The following is a 15313-nucleotide window of genomic DNA, read 5'->3' on the forward strand; positions in this document are numbered from 1 at the left end:
GGTCGGCGGGGTGGTCCCCCGCCGACACCGTCCTCAATCCAGCGAAACCGTCGCAACCTTGTCCTTATAATCGGCCTTGGGGTCCGACCCGAGCAGCATCTTCAAGCCGGCGAAGATGCTCGATTCGTTCAGCCAGACTTCGGCGGTGTGCGCGTCCATGCGCAGCAGTCGCAGCTTGGGGTCAGTCTTGCCGCCTTCGTACCAGGCCGCAACGAACGGGTTCCACAAACGCTCGATGGTCGCCGGATTATTGTCGAGGACGAGCGTGCCGTGCAACGTCGCGAACAGCTCGTGACCCTTGTCGACGAAGCTGGCGACGGCGTGGTGGCCTTCGTTCAGATGCTGCACCAGGTCGCTTTCGGTCGAAGTGAAGAACCAAAGCGGGCTCTTGTCGCCTTCCGCCTGCGCCGTCATCGGCCGGGGATGGGCATTTTCGACGCCGTCGAGGCCGAGCATCACGGTACGGTCCGAATGCAGTGCCTTCCAGAACTTGGCCTGAAGGTCTTGGGGGGTCGTCATGTCGATGCTCCTTTTCGTTGCGCGCCTATAACGCGCCTTGGCGGCGGCGGTTGCGCGTCGGTTGCATGACATTGCCACTGCCGTTACCGTTAACGTCAACCTGCTGCCACGCCGGCGGCGCGGAGGGCCTTCATGACCACCGATCATTTCGATGTGCTGATCGTCGGGGCCGGGCTGTCGGGCATCGGCGCCGCCGTGCATCTGCAGGGCGATTGCCCCGACCGCAGCTTTGCAATCCTTGAAGGGCGCGACGCCATCGGTGGGACCTGGGACCTGTTCCGCTACCCCGGCATCAGGTCGGACAGCGACATGTACACGCTGGGCTACAGCTTCAAGCCCTGGAACGCGGCGAAGGCGATCGCCGACGGCCCGAGCATCCGCAGCTATATCCGCGAAGCCGCCAGCGAACATGACGTCGAAAGGCACATCCGGTTCGGCCACAAGGTCAAGGCCGCCGATTGGGACAGCACGCGTGCACGCTGGACGGTGACCTGCGCGCTGGCCGACGGATCGACCGTGACCCTGTCGTGCAACTTCCTTTTCATGTGCTCGGGTTATTACAGCTATGACGAAGGCCATAAACCAGACTGGCCGGGGGAAGCCGATTTCCAGGGCCAGATTGTCCACCCGCAATTCTGGCCCGAAACCCTCGACCATGCCGGCGAGAAGGTCGTCATCATCGGATCGGGTGCGACGGCGGTGACGCTGGTGCCGGAGATCGCCCGGACGGCGGCGCGGGTGACGATGCTGCAACGGTCGCCGACGTGGATGGTCAGCCGGCCGGCAAGCGACGGCATCGCCAATGCGCTGCGCGCCGTGCTGCCGGCCAAGGTCGCCTATGACATGGTGCGCTGGAAGAATGTCACCATGGGCATGTGGTTCTACCAACAGACCCGCAAGAACCCCGACAAGGTCCGCACCGCGCTGCTCGGCCGGCTGCAGAAGCTGCTGCCTGCCGGCTATGACATGGCCACGCACTTCACCCCGCGTTACAACCCATGGGACCAGCGGCTGTGCCTGGTCCCCGATGCCGACCTGTTCGACGCCATCAAGGCGGGCAAGGCCGACATCGCCACCGACACCATCGCGCGCTTCGAAGCCGACGGCATTCGGCTCGCCTCGGGCGCGTTGCTGGAAGCCGATATCGTCATCGCCGCGACCGGGCTGAAGCTGCAGGCGCTGGGTGGCATGGCGGTCAGCGTCGATGGTGTTCCGCAGCGGATTGCCGATGCGCTCGCCTACAAGGGCATGATGTTTTCGGGCATTCCCAACCTCGCCATCAGCTTCGGCTATATCAATGCCAGCTGGACGCTGCGGTCGGACCTGATCGCCGGCTATGTCGGCCGGCTGCTCAACTATATGCGCGCCACCGGCACCAGCATCGCCACGGCGACGCCGGGCGCCGATGTCCAGCCCGAGCGGCTGGCGATGGATCTGTCCTCGGGCTATGTCCAGCGCGGCGCCGACGCCCTGCCCCGCTCCGGCAGCCGCGCGCCCTGGATGGTCACCGCCAGTTACAAGCACGACCGGCAGCAACTGCGCGACGGCGACCTGGGCGAAGAAATGGTGTTCAGCCGGCCCGAGGCGCGGGCGCCAGCGCTGGCCGAGGCTGCGGAATAGCTCGCGTTAAGCGGGCGCGCGTACCACCGGCCGGTCGATCAACACCGCCAGCAGCAGCGCCGGGCCGCCATGCGCCACCCAGGCATGGTTGGTGCCGCGCTGGATGACCACCTGCCCCGGCTTCACCCGCGTCTCGCCGCCTTCCAGCACCAGCGAGACATCACCCTGCAGCAGGCAGATGACGTCGATCGAATGAGTCTCGTGCATCGCCGGATGGCGCGACTGGTCGATGATATGGCGATCGCCGTCGAACCCTGCGAACACGTCGCGCACAACGGCATCGAGCTGCGGCTTCGGCACGCCTTCGGGCAGTGGTGAAACGACGAACCAGCGCACCTGGACATTGCCCGGTCGCGGCCCGAGCACCGCCGTTGTCGTGCCGAGATCGCGGTGATCGTTCGGGTCGAGCGGCCCGCTGGCGCTGTCCTCCCAGATTTCGAACAACCCGCCCAGATCGGGATCGCCGGCGAAGGCCGACGGCCCGCCATCGATGATGATGACCGATTGGCCGGCGGCATTGTCGCCGGTGACGATGCGGCGCATGGCGTCGGCAAAGCCTGTCACCCGATGCGTTCCTTGACATAGCGCCCCGGCGCATCCTCGATCGCCTTGTGGGCACCGCTCCCCGGCACGCGCGCCGCGACCTTGGCACCCGAGCGCGGCGCCAGCCAGGCGATCCAGTCCGGCCACCAGCTGCCCTTGGTCTCCGCCGCCGAGGCGACGAAATCGTCGAAGCGCTCGGGCAGCGTGTCGCTTGTCCAATATTGGTATTTCTTGGCCGACGGCGGGTTGACGACGCCGGCGATATGTCCGGACCCCGCGAGAACGAAGCGCTTTTCCCCGGTGAAGGCACTGGTCAGCTTGTAGGCCGAGCGCGCCGGCGCGATATGATCTTCCTTGCCACCCTGGATATAGGATGGCGTCGCCACCCGGGTGAGGTCGATCGGCACGCCGAGCACCGTCAGCCCGCCCGGCTTGACCAGAAGATTGTCGCGATAAATGTCTTCCAGATAGCTGCGGTGCCACAGCGCCGGCACATTGGTGGCATCACTGTTCCAATAGAGCAGATCGAACGGCATATAGTCCTTGCCGATCAGATAGTTGTTGACGACATAGCTCCAGATCAGGTCGTTCGACCGCAGCATGTTGAAGGTCATCGCCATGTTGCGGCCATCGAGCCAGGGCTTGTCCGCCGTCAGCTTGCCGAGCGTGTCGAGCGTTGCGTTGTCGATGAACACGCCGAGCTCGCCGCACTCGCTCATGTCGACCTGGGCCGTGAAGAAGGTCGCCGAACGGACCTTGTCGGCCTCGCCGCGCGCCGCGAGCACCGCCAGCGTCGCCGCCAGCGTGGTGCCGGCGACGCAATAGCCGATGGTGTGCGCACTGTTCGTGCCGCAGATATCGAGAACCGTGTCGAGCGCGGTGATCTGCCCTTCGCCGACATAATGGTCGAGCGTGACATCGGCTAGGCTGGCGTCGGCATTCTTCCACGAGGTGACGAAGACAGTCAGCCCCTGCTCGACCGCCCAGCGGATGAAGCTCTTTTCGGCCGTCAGGTCGAGAATGTAGAATTTGTTGATCCACGGCGGGAAGATCAGCAACGGCGTCTTGTAGACCTTCGCGGTGGTCGGGCTGTACTGGATCAGCTGGAAAAGCCGGTTTTCGAACACCACCTTGCCCGGCGTCACGGCGACGTTGCGGCCGACTTCGAAGGCGTTCTCGTCGGTCATCTTCATGCGGCCGGCGGACATGTCGGCCATCATGTGCTCCAGCCCCTTGAGCAGGTTGGCACCGCCGGTTTCGGCGGTCTTCTTCAGCACCTCGGGATTGGTCAGGGCAAAGTTGGACGGTGACATGGCGTCGACGAACTGTTTGATGAAGAAGCGCGCGCGCGTCTTTTCATGCGCGTCCAGCCCTTCGATGTCGTTGCCGGCCTCGAGGATATAGTTGGAGGCGAGGAGATAGGACTGGCGCAGGAAATCGAAGGCCGGCGCTTCCTGCCACGCCTCGCCTGCGAAACGCTTGTCCTTGACCGCGCCGACCGGGCTCGGGGTCGACCCCGGGACCAGGAACGACTGCCAGAGCGCCATCGCGTCGGTCATGTAGCGGCTCTGCAAGGTCAGCAGCCGCTGCGGATCGGCCATCGCCGCCGACATCGCCAATTGCCAGGTCGCCATCGCACCGAGCGGATCGAGCGACGGCAGCGCCGTACCCTGCTCCTTCGACCAGAATTCCAGCATCATCTGCTGGCTGCGCCCGGCCAATTCGGTCCATTTCTGGAAAGCCTCGATCGGCTGCGCGGGTGCCGGTGCTTCCGCCATGGTCCAAACCCCAATATCTCTTTGCAACACTCAGCATAGTGAACGTGCGGAGGTTGAAACGCCATGCATTTCCGGGGGTCGCCCGACGCAAGAATCGCTCTTCCAGTCGCTGCACAACAGCGCTATTACACCTCGACCGGAATAAACCCGGCCCGTCACGGAGATTTCCAATGATCAAGCCGCTGTTTCTTGCTGCCGCCGCGATGCTTGCAGCCCCGGTGCTTGCGCAGGCGCCTGCCGCAGCCGAGCGTCCCTTTTGCAGCGCCACGGTGACCGACGGCTGCCAGCAGACCAAGGCGCAGCAGGCCCGCGCGATGACCGGCGCCCAGGTCGATGCCCGTGACGCTGCCAACGGTGGCAAATGGACCCCCGACATGCGCGGCACGCCCGCCGCCAAGCCGATGAAGGCCAAGCCGCGCAAGCGCGTCGTGCGCGTGACCAAGGTCCGCGTCGCCCCCGCTGCCGCCCCGGCCGCGGCGCCGCAATAGGCCCCGTCTCTCCCGATCAACGATCAATCGGGCGGTGGACGGAAACGTCCTCCGCCCGATTTTCGTTTCTGCCCCCGCCCGCCCGAAGGCCCGTGTCATGAACGACGATTTCTACCGCATCCGCCGTCTGCCGCCCTATGTCATCGCCGAAGTCAATGCGATGCGGGCGGCGGCGCGCGCCCGCGGCGACGACATCATCGATCTCGGCATGGGCAACCCCGACCTGCCGCCGCCGCCGCATGTCATCGCCAAGCTGGCCGAAGTCGCCGCCAAGCCCGACGCGCACGGCTATTCGGCGTCGAAGGGCATTCCCGGGCTGCGCAAGGCCCAGGCCGGCTATTATGGCCGCCGTTTCGGAGTCGATGTCGATCCGGAAAGCGAAGTCGTCGTCACGCTCGGCTCCAAGGAAGGGCTTGCCAACCTTGCCCAGGCCATCACCGCACCCGGCGACGTCGTGCTGGCCCCCAACCCGAGCTACCCGATCCACACGTTCGGATTCATCATCGCGGGCGCCACCATCCGCAGCGTCCCGACCACGCCCGACGAGCGCTATTTCGAAGCGCTCGAGCGCGCCATGAAGTTTACCGTGCCAAAGCCTTCGGTGCTGGTCATGGGCTATCCATCGAACCCGACCGCCGAAACCGTCGACCTCGCATTTTACGAGCGGGTCGTCGCCTTCGCGAAAAAGCACCAGATCTGGGTATTGTCCGATCTCGCCTATTCGGAGATCTATTTCGACGGCCAGCCGACGCCATCGATCCTGCAGGTCCCCGGCGCCAAGGATGTCGCGATCGAGTTCACCTCGATGAGCAAGACCTATTCGATGGCCGGCTGGCGAATCGGTTTCGCTGTCGGCAACAAGACCTTGATCAGCGCGCTCACCCGGGTCAAATCCTATCTCGACTATGGCGCCTTCACGCCGATCCAGGCCGCTGCGGTCGCTGCCATCAACGGTCCGCAGGACATCGTCGCCACCAACCGGCTGTTGTATCACCGGCGCCGGGACGTGCTGGTGGAAAGCTTCGGCCGCGCCGGCTGGGACGTGCCGCCATCGCGCGCAAGCATGTTCTGCTGGGCGCCCCTGCCGCCGGCGCTCGCACATCTCGGCAGCCTCGAATTTTCCAAGCAGCTGCTGACCCACGCCGGCGTCGCGGTGGCCCCGGGCGTCGGCTATGGCGAGGACGGCGAAGGCTTCGTCCGCATTGCCATGGTCGAAAACGAGCAGCGGTTGCGCCAGGCGGCGCGCAACGTCCGCAAATATCTGCAGAGTATGGGTGTCAACACGCCGTCGGCGCGGGCCGGTTGAGCAACAGGAACGATGGTGGGCCCGGAGGGATTCGAACCCCCAACCTAGCCGTTATGAGCGGCCGGCTCTACCGTTGAGCTACAGGCCCGGAAAAGCTGCCGCAGCGGTAGCGCAGGATGGTCGGTAGCAGAAGCCAAAAAAAGGGCCGGAACCGCCTCGGCGATTCCGGCCCAAAATTGTGATCCGCACCATCGGGGGGCTCCGGGGGGGGTGGAGCAGCGCCGGGTACGGATCGGTTACCGGTCTCAAGAGGGGGGAGAGCGACCGGTAACATGCATCCGGTCGTCGGGGGGGACGAAGCGGATGTAGCGCCGTCGGTGACGGCCACGGGTTGTATTTACGCCCTTCTGCATGATTGTGCACCGCACAAGAATGCAGCCCAGCTATGCACTAAGCGCATACCGGTCGATATCGAGGTTTGCGGCCGTCATCCGACTGACCAGAAAGTCGCGCAGCGCCGCGACACGCAAGGATCGCCTGAGCTCGACGGGATAGGTGAAGAAAGTCCGGAACACCGCGCCCTCAAGCTCCGGCAGCACGACCCGCACCTTCCCCGAAAAACGGATCAGATAGCTCGGCAGCGCTGCAATGCCGGCGCCGGCCTCGACCGCCTGCAGCACGCCATGGCTGTTGTTGATGGTCAGCGCCGCCGACCGCGGCGCACCCTCCTCGCCAAGGTCGAGCGCCCAGTTGATACCCTTCAGAAACTCGGGCGCCGCGTCGCCATAGGCGATCAGTCGATGCTGGCCCAGTTCGCCGACGCTGCGCGGGACGCCATGGCGCTCCAGATAGGCCGGCGACGCACACAGATAATGCCGAATGGGGAACAGCGGCTTTTGCACCAGCTCGGTCTGGAACGGCGGGTGAAAGCGGATGGCGACATCGGCCTCGCGCTTGGCGAGGTCGACGTCGAGGTCGGACAGCATCAGGTTGACGACGATGTCGGGGAACAGGTCGAGAAAGTCCCCCAGCTGCCGTGCCAGCCAGGTCGACCCGAAGCTGACCGTGGTGGTCAGGCGGATTTCGCCGGTCGGCCGATCGCGCGACGCATCGATGGCGTCGCGGGCGCGGTCGAGCCGGTCCTGCATGTCGTGGGTGGCAGCGCGCAACTGCTCGCCCTCATGGGTGGTGGCAAGCCCGCGCGCGTGACGATGAAACAGCTTGGCACCGATCTGTTCTTCGAGCGCACCGATCTGGCGGGACAGCGCCGGCTGGCTCATGTGCAGCCGGCGTGCGGCTTCGGTGAAGCTGCCGGCCTCGGCAACGACTTCGAACAGCCGCAGCTTTTCCCAATCGAGGTTCATCATGTCCGCCCCCTATGCCGCACCGGCCCGGCGCGGCGCCTGGCGCCCTATTCCGCCGCTGCGGCGAGTTCGTGCACACCATGCGCCATGAAACGTTCCGCCTCCAGCGCCGCCATGCACCCCATGCCGGCCGCGGTCACCGCCTGGCGGTACAGCTTGTCCTTCACATCGCCGGCGGCGAACACGCCGGGCACCGACGTCGCGGTCGAATCGGGACGGGTAATCAGATAGCCCTCGTCATCCATTTCGAGCTGGCCGACAAACAGGCTGGTCGCCGGAACATGGCCGATGGCGATGAACAGGCCATCGCAGGCCAGCGGCCGCAGCGCACCGGTGCGGGTATCGCGCAGCGTCACGCCGGTGACGGTCAACGGGTCGGCGCTGCCCTCCACATCGGCGATTTCGGAATCCCAGTGAATCTCGATCTTGTCATGCGCGAACAGCCGCGCCTGGTTGGTCTTGTCGGCGCGCAGCTCGTCGCGGCGGTGGACGAGATGCACTTTCGTGGCAAAGTTGGTCAGGAACATCGCTTCTTCCACGGCGGTATTGCCGCCGCCCACGACCACGACCGTCCGGCCGCGGAAGAAGAACCCGTCACAGGTCGCGCAGGCCGAAACGCCGAACCCGCGATAGCGCGTTTCCGATTCGATGCCGAGCCAGCGGGCCTGCGCGCCGGTGCAGATGATGACCGTGTCGGCGGTCCAATGCTGGCCCGAATCGGTCTGGATGGCAAAGGGCCGGCGCGACATGTCGACATTGGTGACGATGTCGCTGACCAGTTCGGCGCCGACGTGTCGCGCCTGTTCGGCCATCCGGACCATGAGGTTCGGCCCCTGGACGCTCAGGTCGCCCGGCCAGTTCTCGACCTCGGTGGTGATCGTCAGCTGGCCGCCGGGCTGCAGCCCTTCGATCAGGACCGGCGCCAGCGCCGCGCGCGCCGCATAAATAGCGGCCGTATAGCCGGCCGGCCCCGAACCGATGATGAGGACACGGACATGACGCGATTCAGACACGATGCAAACTCCCAGCGAAGCACTCCCAGATAGGCGGTCACGGCCGATTTTGCACCCCCGATGCCATGGCAGCGCCAAGCCATGGCGTTCGGGGCAAAATTGCCAATAGACTTGCGGCTTGCGGTAATAATGTTATGATCCAATGCCTTTTGACGCCATGGAGTTTCGTCAATGCATCGCTCCCGGCTACCTATCGACGATATCGATCGTGTCATCCTTCGACACCTGCAGGCCGAAGGGCGGATCACCAATGTCGAGCTTGCCGAGCGCGCCGGCCTGACTGCGCCCCCGTGCCTGCGGCGCGTCCGCGCGCTCGAGGAGAACGGCACCATCCTGGGCTATCACGCCGATCTGGAAGCGCAGGCGCTGGGCTATGGCATCACCGTCTTTGCGATGGTGTCACTGAAGAGCCAGGCCGAAGACGATCTGAAGGCGTTCGAAGACCATGTCGCGCAGCTGCCGCAGGTGCGCGAATGCCATATGCTTAATGGCGAAATCGACTTCGTCCTGAAGGTCGTCGCCCACGATCTGCAGGAATTCCAGAAATTCCTCACCAGCGCACTGACACCGGCGCCGAATGTCGAGAGCGTGAAGACGTCGTTCGTCATTCGGACAGCGCTGTCACGGCCGGGTGTACCCGTCGATTGAGCCGGTAGCGCTGCCTGCCTCAATTTCCCAGGCGCGGCGGGACACGCGGGGGCGCCACGCCTTCATAGGCATAGCCGAACGCCAGCAGCCGGGCCTCTGACCACGCCGGTCCGATGATCGACAGGCCGACCGGCAGCCCTTCGACCTGGCCCATCGGCACGGTCAGGTGCGGATAGCCGGCGACGGCTGCGATCCCGCCGGCGCCGCCGCCGGAAAAATGATCGCCATTGACCAGGTCGGTCGTCCACGCCGGACCGGTGGTCGGCGCAACCAGCGCTTCGACATTCGCTTCTGCGAGCATCCTGTCGATGCCCTCGCGGCCGGCAAGTCGCTGCCCCGTCTCGCGGGCATTGAGATAGACGGGGTCGGTCAGATCGCCGCGCGCCTGCGCTTCCTCGAAATGCTCCTGGCCGAACCAGCGCAGCTCGGTTGCGGCATGGCGCTGGTTGAAGGCGATGATGTCCGCCAGCGTGCGGGTCGTCACCGCGGCCGGTGTCGAGGCCAGATAAGCGTTGAGATCGGCCTTGAGCTCGAAACTCAGCACGATCTGTTCGGCATCGCGGATTTGCTGGCGGCCGGCAAAATCGGTGATATCGACCAGCTCCGCACCGGCGCGCTGCAGGTCCCGCAGGGCGGCTTCGAAGACCCGCGCGGTCTTGGGATCGGGGCCGATGGCGAAGCGCAGCACGCCGATGCGTCTGCCTTGCAGGGCGTCGCGCGACAATGTCGCGGTATAGTCGCTGCGATGGCTGTCGGCGGCTGCCGTGGCCGGATCGGCCGGGTCGCTTCCGGCCATGACGGTCAGCAGCAGGGCCGCGTCGCGGATGTCGCGGGCCATCAGCCCTGCCGTATCCTGGCTGTGCGAAATCGGCACGACATGGGTGCGCGACACCAGCCCGACGGTCGGCTTCAGCCCCACCAGCCCGTTGACAGCGGCGGGGCATGTCACCGATCCATCGGTTTCGGTGCCGATCGCGGCGGCCGCCAGGCTCGCCGCCACCGCCGCGCCGCTGCCGGCCGACGATCCACAGGGGTTGCGATCGCCGGCATAGGCGTTGCGGGTCAGACCGCCGATGGCGCTCCATCCGCTCGTCGACCGCCGGCCGCGAAAGTTTGCCCATTCCGACAAATTGGTCTTGCCCAGAATGATCGCGCCGGCGGCGCGCAACCGCGCCACCAGCGGCGCGTCGCGCCCGGTCACGTTCGCTTGCAAGGCTTGCGACCCGGCCGTCGTCGGCATCGGATCGCGCGTTTCGATATTGTCCTTGATGAGGATCGGGATGCCGTGCAGCGGCCCGGCGGCGGTTCCCGCCCGCCGTTCATCGTCGCGCTGCCGGGCATCGGCACGCGCCTGTGGATTGATCGCGACGACGCTGTTGAGCGCCGCCCCGGCCTTGTCGACCGCAGCGATGCGCGCCAGATAAGCGTCGACCAGCTTGACCGAGATCGTCTTGCCATCGTCGAGCATGGCGCCGAGCGCCGGGATCGACTGTTCGGTCACGCGATCCGGCGCGGCCAGCGCCGGCTGCGCGGCAAGGACCAGGACCACTGCCATTCGCTTCATTTGCCCCTGTCCTTGCCCAGCCATGGCCGGAGATAGGGCAATTTTCCTTCGCACGCGACCGTCGGCTGCGGTCCACGCGGCGTCCGGACAAAAAAAGGGCGCCCCGTCGGAGCGCCCTTCTCTGCCGTTGTGCGCCTGACGGCGCAGCGCCTTAGAACTTGATGCGCGCACCGACGCGGATCTGCCAAAGCGACTGGTTCTGGAACAGCGCTTCTGCCGGCTCCGTAACCGCAGTGCCCGAACGGTTGCTGTACCGATACTGGGCGCAAGGCTGGGTCGGCAGCGTGTTGACCGCACCAGTCGAACCCACCGTCGGCACGCACGACACGTTCACCAGCGTGCCATAGTAAGGGAAGGCAACCTGGCGCAGCGAGCCCCAATCATTGTTGATCAGGTTGAGGACGTTCTCCATGTCGGCGAAGACTTCCATCTTGCCACCGAGGACGAACGGCAGTTCCTGCTTGATGCTGATGTCGAGCTTGTTGAAGCGCGGCGAACGACCGAGGTTCTTCGGCGCGATCGTGCCCTGGAACTTGCCGAGCTTGCCGTCCTGGATCAGCTTCTGGAAGCCGGCGAAATCGAATCCGGGCGCATATTGCACCAGCGGATCCGCCGTCGGCGACGACACGTTCGGCACATAGATCAGGTAGCGCGAGTTGCTCTGCACGGTCCCGAACACCGCCGAACGGTTCGCGGTCGTATCGGCCATCGTGTAGCTAAAGCGTTGGCCGGCCCGGCTGTTGAAGAACAGTTCGAACCGGGTCTGGTTGTCGCCGAACAATGCCTTGGAATAGCCGAGCGTCAGGCGGTAGGCGTCGTCGATCTGGTAGTTCGACGTGCCATAGGCACCGTTGTTGGGGTCGATACCGGCCGCTGCGTTGCCATAGTTGGAACCGGCGGTCGAGGAGGTGCCGGAGTTGACATCCTTGGCACGCTGGAAGGTGTAGGCGGCGCTGATGTCGAAGCCGTTGGCCCAGCGCTTGTCGAGCCGGGCGACGGCGTTCCAGCTGTAGCCCAGGTTGGTGTTGGTCAGCAGCAGATCGGTGTTGACGCCGGCCGCCGTGTTGAAGGCGACATAGCGCGGACGGCCATCGGGCGTCAGCAGGCCCGACGGGACCGAGCGCAGGTCGGTGTAGGTCAGGGCATTCTTGACCCGCGACCAGACGACATCGGCGCCCAGGTTCCATTCGTCACCCAGGAAGCCCAGATCGGCCGAATAATCGACGGTACCCGACACACGCCACTGCGACGGGATCTGGAAGTTGGGGTCGAGCTCGTTGGTCGGCGAGGCGGCCGAACCGGTGGTGGCGATCAGCTGCGACAGCTGGGTCGGAATGCCGGTGCCGCCGGTGACGTTGTTGAGCGTGGCGGCGCCGAGCGCCTGGACATCGACACCGGCGGTGGGAATGCCGTTGATGGCGAAGGTGCCATTGGCAAGACGCTGAACGGTGACGCTGCCCAGCGTCGGCCCCGGGTTCGAATAGCTGTTCGAAATCCAGACATTGGGGTTGCCGCCCGCGAACAGGCCGGCGGTGGCCCGCACGCTCAGCCGATCATTGGGATGCCACGAGGCAGCGACGCGCGGCTGGAACACCTGGCGGCCGTTGAGGGTCGCATTGTTGGGGAAGCCGGTACGCGACAGGAAGTCGGCGTTGAACACCGGCTGGTCGCCCGTTTCGTACAAGTCCCAACGGAAGCCCGCCGTCAGCGTCAGCGTGTCGGTGGCATCCCACACGTCCTGAAGACCGAAGGTGTAGACGTTGTTGGAGAACAGCGCGCGAACCGTGTCGATGCCGCCGCGGATGGGCGCTGCGAAGATCAACTGGTTGGCGCGGCCGGCCTGAAGGTCGGCGACCGAGTCGAAGCGGAAGTTGCCCGACACATTCTGCGCGAACAGATTGTCGAAATCCTGGCCACGGCGTTCGGCAATGAACTTGACCGTGTGATCGTTCATCTTCAGCTGCGCCTGGAATTCGATGCCGAGCGTCTGTGCCGACAGCGTGTTGGCCTGGCGCGAGACATCCGGACCGAACTGGATGCGGCGCGTGCCGGCGGCGCACGGCGTCGGCGCCGAGCCTGTCGTGACGTTCGGTGCTAGGCAGACCTGGAACTGGCCGAAGCTCGGCGTGCCGAACGGCTGCTGCAGACGCACATAGTCATTGTAGTTGACGCGCAGCTGGGTCGAGAAGCTGTCGCTCCACTGGTCGTTCAACTGGAACACGCCATAATGGTTGGTCGAACCCTGTGTGTAGTTGTTCGACTGCAAGGACAGCGTGGCGTTGCCATTGATAACGCTGGAGATCTCGCCTGCACCGGTCTGGCCGGCAAGCAGGTCACCCTTGTTGTAGATATAGGTAAAGGCAGCACGGTGACCGTCGGCAATGTTCCAGTCGATCTTGGCGACGACCTTGTCGTCATTTTCCGGAACATTGGCGGCAACGCCACCGGCTTCGAAATTGTAGCGGCTGCTGGCGATGCCGGAAACCTGGTCGATCTGTGCCTGGGTGATGCCGAGGTCGACCGCGCCGACGACCGATGGCGTCGTGTCACGCAACCGCTCCCAGGTCACGGCGAAGAACAGCTTGTCCTTGATGATCGGGCCGGTGATCTGCGCGCCGAAGATCTTCGATTCGAAATTGCGGTCACGTTGGACGCCGCGGGTCGTGTCGCCGGCAAGCGCATCCGACGAATAGGTGAAGAAGCCCTGCGCCGAGAAGTCGTTGCCGCCCGACTTCAGCTGGGTGTTGATGGCGCCGCCCTGGAAACCGCCCTGCTGGATATCGACGGGGGCGATTTCAACCGAGAATTCGGAAATGGCATCAAGCGGCACCGGGCCGCGCGCCGAGGCAAGGCCACCGGCTTCGAGGCCGAAGGGGTCGCCGAACTGGATGCCATCGACCGAGATGCGGTTGAAGCGGTTGTTCTGCCCGGCGATCGAAATGGCGCCGCCATTGGTCGGATCGAGCGAAACCAGCGGGTTGCGGACGGCAAGGTTGCGAATGTCGCGGTTGACGGTCGAAACGCCGCGAATGTCTTCGGCGGTCAGGACGGTGGCCGGGCCGCTGGCGATGCTGATCGACGACCGCTGGCGCGCTGCGCTGACGGTGATCGACTGGCCGACCGGCGCCATGAACACCGTCACGCGCTGCGGCGTGCCGGCAAGCAGGTTCTGGACCGTTTCGGAAGCAGTGTCGAAGCCGGGCGCGGTGACCACAACGCTGTAGGGGCCGCCCAGGCGCAAACCGCTGGCATTGAAGTTGCCGGCGCTGTCGGTCGTCTGGGTCGTGCGCGTGCCCGACGGCGTATGGGTGATGACGACGGTCGCGTTCGCAATGCCTTCATTGGTTTCACTGGTAACCTGGCCGCGGATGGCCGACGCCGTGTCCTGAGCGTGCAGTGCCGCCGGCACGATGAGTGCGGCGATGGCACATCCGAAACGCAAGTGACGCATGGTGAAAACCCCTGTTTGAACCGGACAGCTCTTGCGTCCGTATGAAATATCGTCAGTATCGATTCATGGCCGACGGACCTGTTTCCGCGCCGGGTCACGACTCAATGCACGCCCTCTGCGGGAGTATTGTGACGCTTTCTTTACATGCAGTGGACGAGTTTGCTGCAGTCGCACATGGTTTCAAGCTGTTGCGGCACGGCAACACCTCAGCATCATGTCATAAACAAGGGAACCGGTGGTGGGCGATGACGGGCTCGAACCGCCGACATCTTCCGTGTAAAGGAAGCGCTCTACCAACTGAGCTAATCGCCCCAATCCGGGAGAAACGGCCCTAGCCCGGCCCGGACATTCCCGCAACCGCCAACGCGTCCGCTCAGGATCCGCGCGCGACCCAGGCTTCCGCGAGGCCGAGCGCCCGCGGGTCATCGATGTCGATCCAGTCGTGCGCAGAAACGTCGACGGTCGCCGCGCGCCCGCGCGCCGCGAGCACCCGGACGCCGTCGGACAGGCCCGGCGTCGGCAGTCCGGCCAGCGCATCGGTCAGTTCGGGCGTGACGAGAAACACGCCGCAATCATGCGCGTCATAACTGTTGAGATGCTTGCCGATGGCGATGATGCGCCCGGCCCGCGTTGCCACCCGGGTGACATCGGCCTCATCGGCCCAGGGGTGCCCCAGTCGCCGGTCGATACCCAGCACCAGCCCCGCGTCGGGCCGACCCGCCGTAGCAACCGTGCGATAAAGTCCGGGGCTGGCAAGATGGTCCGCCATCAGCAGCAGCGCCGTCTCCGCCAGCTGCGGCGCTGCGGCCAGCACGGATACGCCATTGGGCTGGTCCCAATGCGGATTGTGCAATGTTTCGGCGCCGAACGCGGATGCGACCGCGGCCACCTCGTCGCCGCGATAACCGGTAATGACCAGCGGCCGGGTGACGCCGGCGGCGCGCAGATTGGCGAGGATATGCGCCAATAGCGGCCGGCCGGCCACCATTGTCAACGGCTTCGACGGTGAAACGGCACGCAACCGCGTTCCCATGCCGGCGGCGAGGATGATGGCCTGCATGACGGGCAGATCGTTCGAA

12 protein-coding genes and 2 tRNA genes are annotated in these 15313 nt (G+C 65.1%); 4 read left to right on the plus strand and 10 right to left on the minus strand.

The genetic code is table 11. The features are described from left to right. Nucleotides 1-33: 33 nt before the first annotated feature. A complete protein-coding gene (locus GGQ62_RS03950; RefSeq protein WP_152576400.1) occupies nucleotides 34-519 on the minus strand; it encodes a pyridoxamine 5'-phosphate oxidase family protein in 486 nt (161 codons plus the stop codon). A 132-nt stretch (nucleotides 520-651) separates the two neighbouring features. Between GGQ62_RS03950 and GGQ62_RS03955 the strand changes: the two genes are divergently transcribed. Continuing rightward, complete coding sequence (locus tag GGQ62_RS03955) at nucleotides 652-2139, plus strand: flavin-containing monooxygenase (RefSeq protein WP_152576399.1); 1488 nt, start codon at nucleotides 652-654, stop codon at nucleotides 2137-2139. Between the two features lie 6 nt (nucleotides 2140-2145). On the opposite strand, the gene GGQ62_RS03960 is transcribed toward GGQ62_RS03955, so the two are convergent. Together GGQ62_RS03960 and GGQ62_RS03965 are read right to left on the minus strand one after the other, a co-directional pair. Then, a complete protein-coding gene (locus GGQ62_RS03960; RefSeq protein ID WP_207790457.1) occupies nucleotides 2146-2703 on the minus strand; it encodes a cupin domain-containing protein in 558 nt (185 codons plus the stop codon). After that, nucleotides 2700-4460, minus strand: coding sequence for a PHA/PHB synthase family protein (locus GGQ62_RS03965; protein ID WP_152576398.1), 1761 nt, complete (start codon nucleotides 4458-4460; stop codon nucleotides 2700-2702). The genes GGQ62_RS03960 and GGQ62_RS03965 overlap by 4 nt, the downstream gene beginning before the upstream one ends. 170 nt (nucleotides 4461-4630) lie before the next feature. On the opposite strand from GGQ62_RS03965, the gene GGQ62_RS03970 reads away from it, so the two are divergent. Further along, entirely contained in the window at nucleotides 4631-4948 is a 318-nt protein-coding gene (locus GGQ62_RS03970) for a hypothetical protein (RefSeq protein ID WP_152576397.1), read from the plus strand. A gap of 97 nt (nucleotides 4949-5045) precedes the next feature. Next, complete coding sequence (locus GGQ62_RS03975; protein ID WP_152576396.1) at nucleotides 5046-6254, plus strand: LL-diaminopimelate aminotransferase; 1209 nt, start codon at nucleotides 5046-5048, stop codon at nucleotides 6252-6254. Between the two features lie 13 nt (nucleotides 6255-6267). Here the strand turns inward: GGQ62_RS03975 and GGQ62_RS03980 are convergent. From GGQ62_RS03980 to trxB, 3 genes are all read right to left on the minus strand, one after another. After that, nucleotides 6268-6342: transfer RNA gene (locus tag GGQ62_RS03980), tRNA-Ile, on the minus strand. A 295-nt stretch (nucleotides 6343-6637) separates the two neighbouring features. Then, nucleotides 6638-7561 carry a LysR family transcriptional regulator gene (locus tag GGQ62_RS03985; RefSeq protein WP_152576395.1) on the minus strand — a complete coding sequence of 308 codons (924 nt, stop codon included), beginning with the start codon at nucleotides 7559-7561 and terminating at the stop codon, nucleotides 6638-6640. A gap of 44 nt (nucleotides 7562-7605) precedes the next feature. Then, nucleotides 7606-8571 (minus strand): thioredoxin-disulfide reductase, encoded by a 966-nt coding sequence (gene trxB, locus GGQ62_RS03990; protein ID WP_152576394.1) that lies wholly within the window; start codon nucleotides 8569-8571, stop codon nucleotides 7606-7608. 171 nt (nucleotides 8572-8742) lie between these two features. Here trxB and GGQ62_RS03995 point away from each other — a divergent pair, with 171 nt between their 5' ends. Continuing rightward, nucleotides 8743-9219 carry an Lrp/AsnC family transcriptional regulator gene (locus GGQ62_RS03995; RefSeq protein ID WP_152576393.1) on the plus strand — a complete coding sequence of 159 codons (477 nt, stop codon included), beginning with the start codon at nucleotides 8743-8745 and terminating at the stop codon, nucleotides 9217-9219. A 19-nt stretch (nucleotides 9220-9238) separates the two neighbouring features. Here GGQ62_RS03995 and GGQ62_RS04000 read toward each other — a convergent pair whose 3' ends face one another. The 4 genes from GGQ62_RS04000 to GGQ62_RS04015 all read right to left on the minus strand — a co-directional run bounded on the left by GGQ62_RS04000 (nucleotide 9239) and on the right by GGQ62_RS04015 (nucleotide 15294). Then, the gene (locus GGQ62_RS04000; RefSeq protein ID WP_152576392.1) at nucleotides 9239-10783 is read right to left on the minus strand and encodes an amidase; all 1545 of its coding nucleotides are present in this window, start codon (nucleotides 10781-10783) and stop codon (nucleotides 9239-9241) included. 151 nt (nucleotides 10784-10934) lie between these two features. After that, on the minus strand, nucleotides 10935-14234 hold the full coding sequence (locus GGQ62_RS04005) for a TonB-dependent receptor (RefSeq protein ID WP_152576391.1): 3300 nt from the start codon (nucleotides 14232-14234) through the stop codon (nucleotides 10935-10937). Nucleotides 14235-14470: 236 nt separating this feature from the next. After that, nucleotides 14471-14546 (minus strand) — tRNA-Val (locus GGQ62_RS04010). 61 nt (nucleotides 14547-14607) lie between these two features. Then, the gene (locus GGQ62_RS04015; RefSeq protein ID WP_152576390.1) at nucleotides 14608-15294 is read right to left on the minus strand and encodes a phosphocholine cytidylyltransferase family protein; all 687 of its coding nucleotides are present in this window, start codon (nucleotides 15292-15294) and stop codon (nucleotides 14608-14610) included. Between the last annotated feature and the right edge of the window lie 19 nt (nucleotides 15295-15313).

This window comes from Polymorphobacter fuscus (assembly GCF_011927825.1).
In the GTDB taxonomy this organism is placed as follows: Bacteria; Pseudomonadota; Alphaproteobacteria; order Sphingomonadales; family Sphingomonadaceae; genus Sandarakinorhabdus; species Sandarakinorhabdus fusca.

What these genes read in the sequence shown, in the direction of transcription:
- GGQ62_RS03955 (WP_152576399.1), top strand. Translation starts at nt 652, where the DNA reads ATGACCACCGATCATTTCGATGTGCTGATCGTCGGGGCCGGGCTGTCG.
- GGQ62_RS04005 (WP_152576391.1), bottom strand. Translation starts at nt 14,234, where the DNA reads ATGCGTCACTTGCGTTTCGGATGTGCCATCGCCGCACTCATCGTGCCG.
- GGQ62_RS04000 (WP_152576392.1), bottom strand. Translation starts at nt 10,783, where the DNA reads ATGAAGCGAATGGCAGTGGTCCTGGTCCTTGCCGCGCAGCCGGCGCTG.
- GGQ62_RS03995 (WP_152576393.1), top strand. Translation starts at nt 8,743, where the DNA reads ATGCATCGCTCCCGGCTACCTATCGACGATATCGATCGTGTCATCCTT.
- GGQ62_RS03965 (WP_152576398.1), bottom strand. Translation starts at nt 4,460, where the DNA reads ATGGCGGAAGCACCGGCACCCGCGCAGCCGATCGAGGCTTTCCAGAAA.
- GGQ62_RS03970 (WP_152576397.1), top strand. Translation starts at nt 4,631, where the DNA reads ATGATCAAGCCGCTGTTTCTTGCTGCCGCCGCGATGCTTGCAGCCCCG.
- GGQ62_RS04015 (WP_152576390.1), bottom strand. Translation starts at nt 15,294, where the DNA reads ATGCAGGCCATCATCCTCGCCGCCGGCATGGGAACGCGGTTGCGTGCC.
- GGQ62_RS03950 (WP_152576400.1), bottom strand. Translation starts at nt 519, where the DNA reads ATGACGACCCCCCAAGACCTTCAGGCCAAGTTCTGGAAGGCACTGCAT.
- GGQ62_RS03985 (WP_152576395.1), bottom strand. Translation starts at nt 7,561, where the DNA reads ATGATGAACCTCGATTGGGAAAAGCTGCGGCTGTTCGAAGTCGTTGCC.
- GGQ62_RS03975 (WP_152576396.1), top strand. Translation starts at nt 5,046, where the DNA reads ATGAACGACGATTTCTACCGCATCCGCCGTCTGCCGCCCTATGTCATC.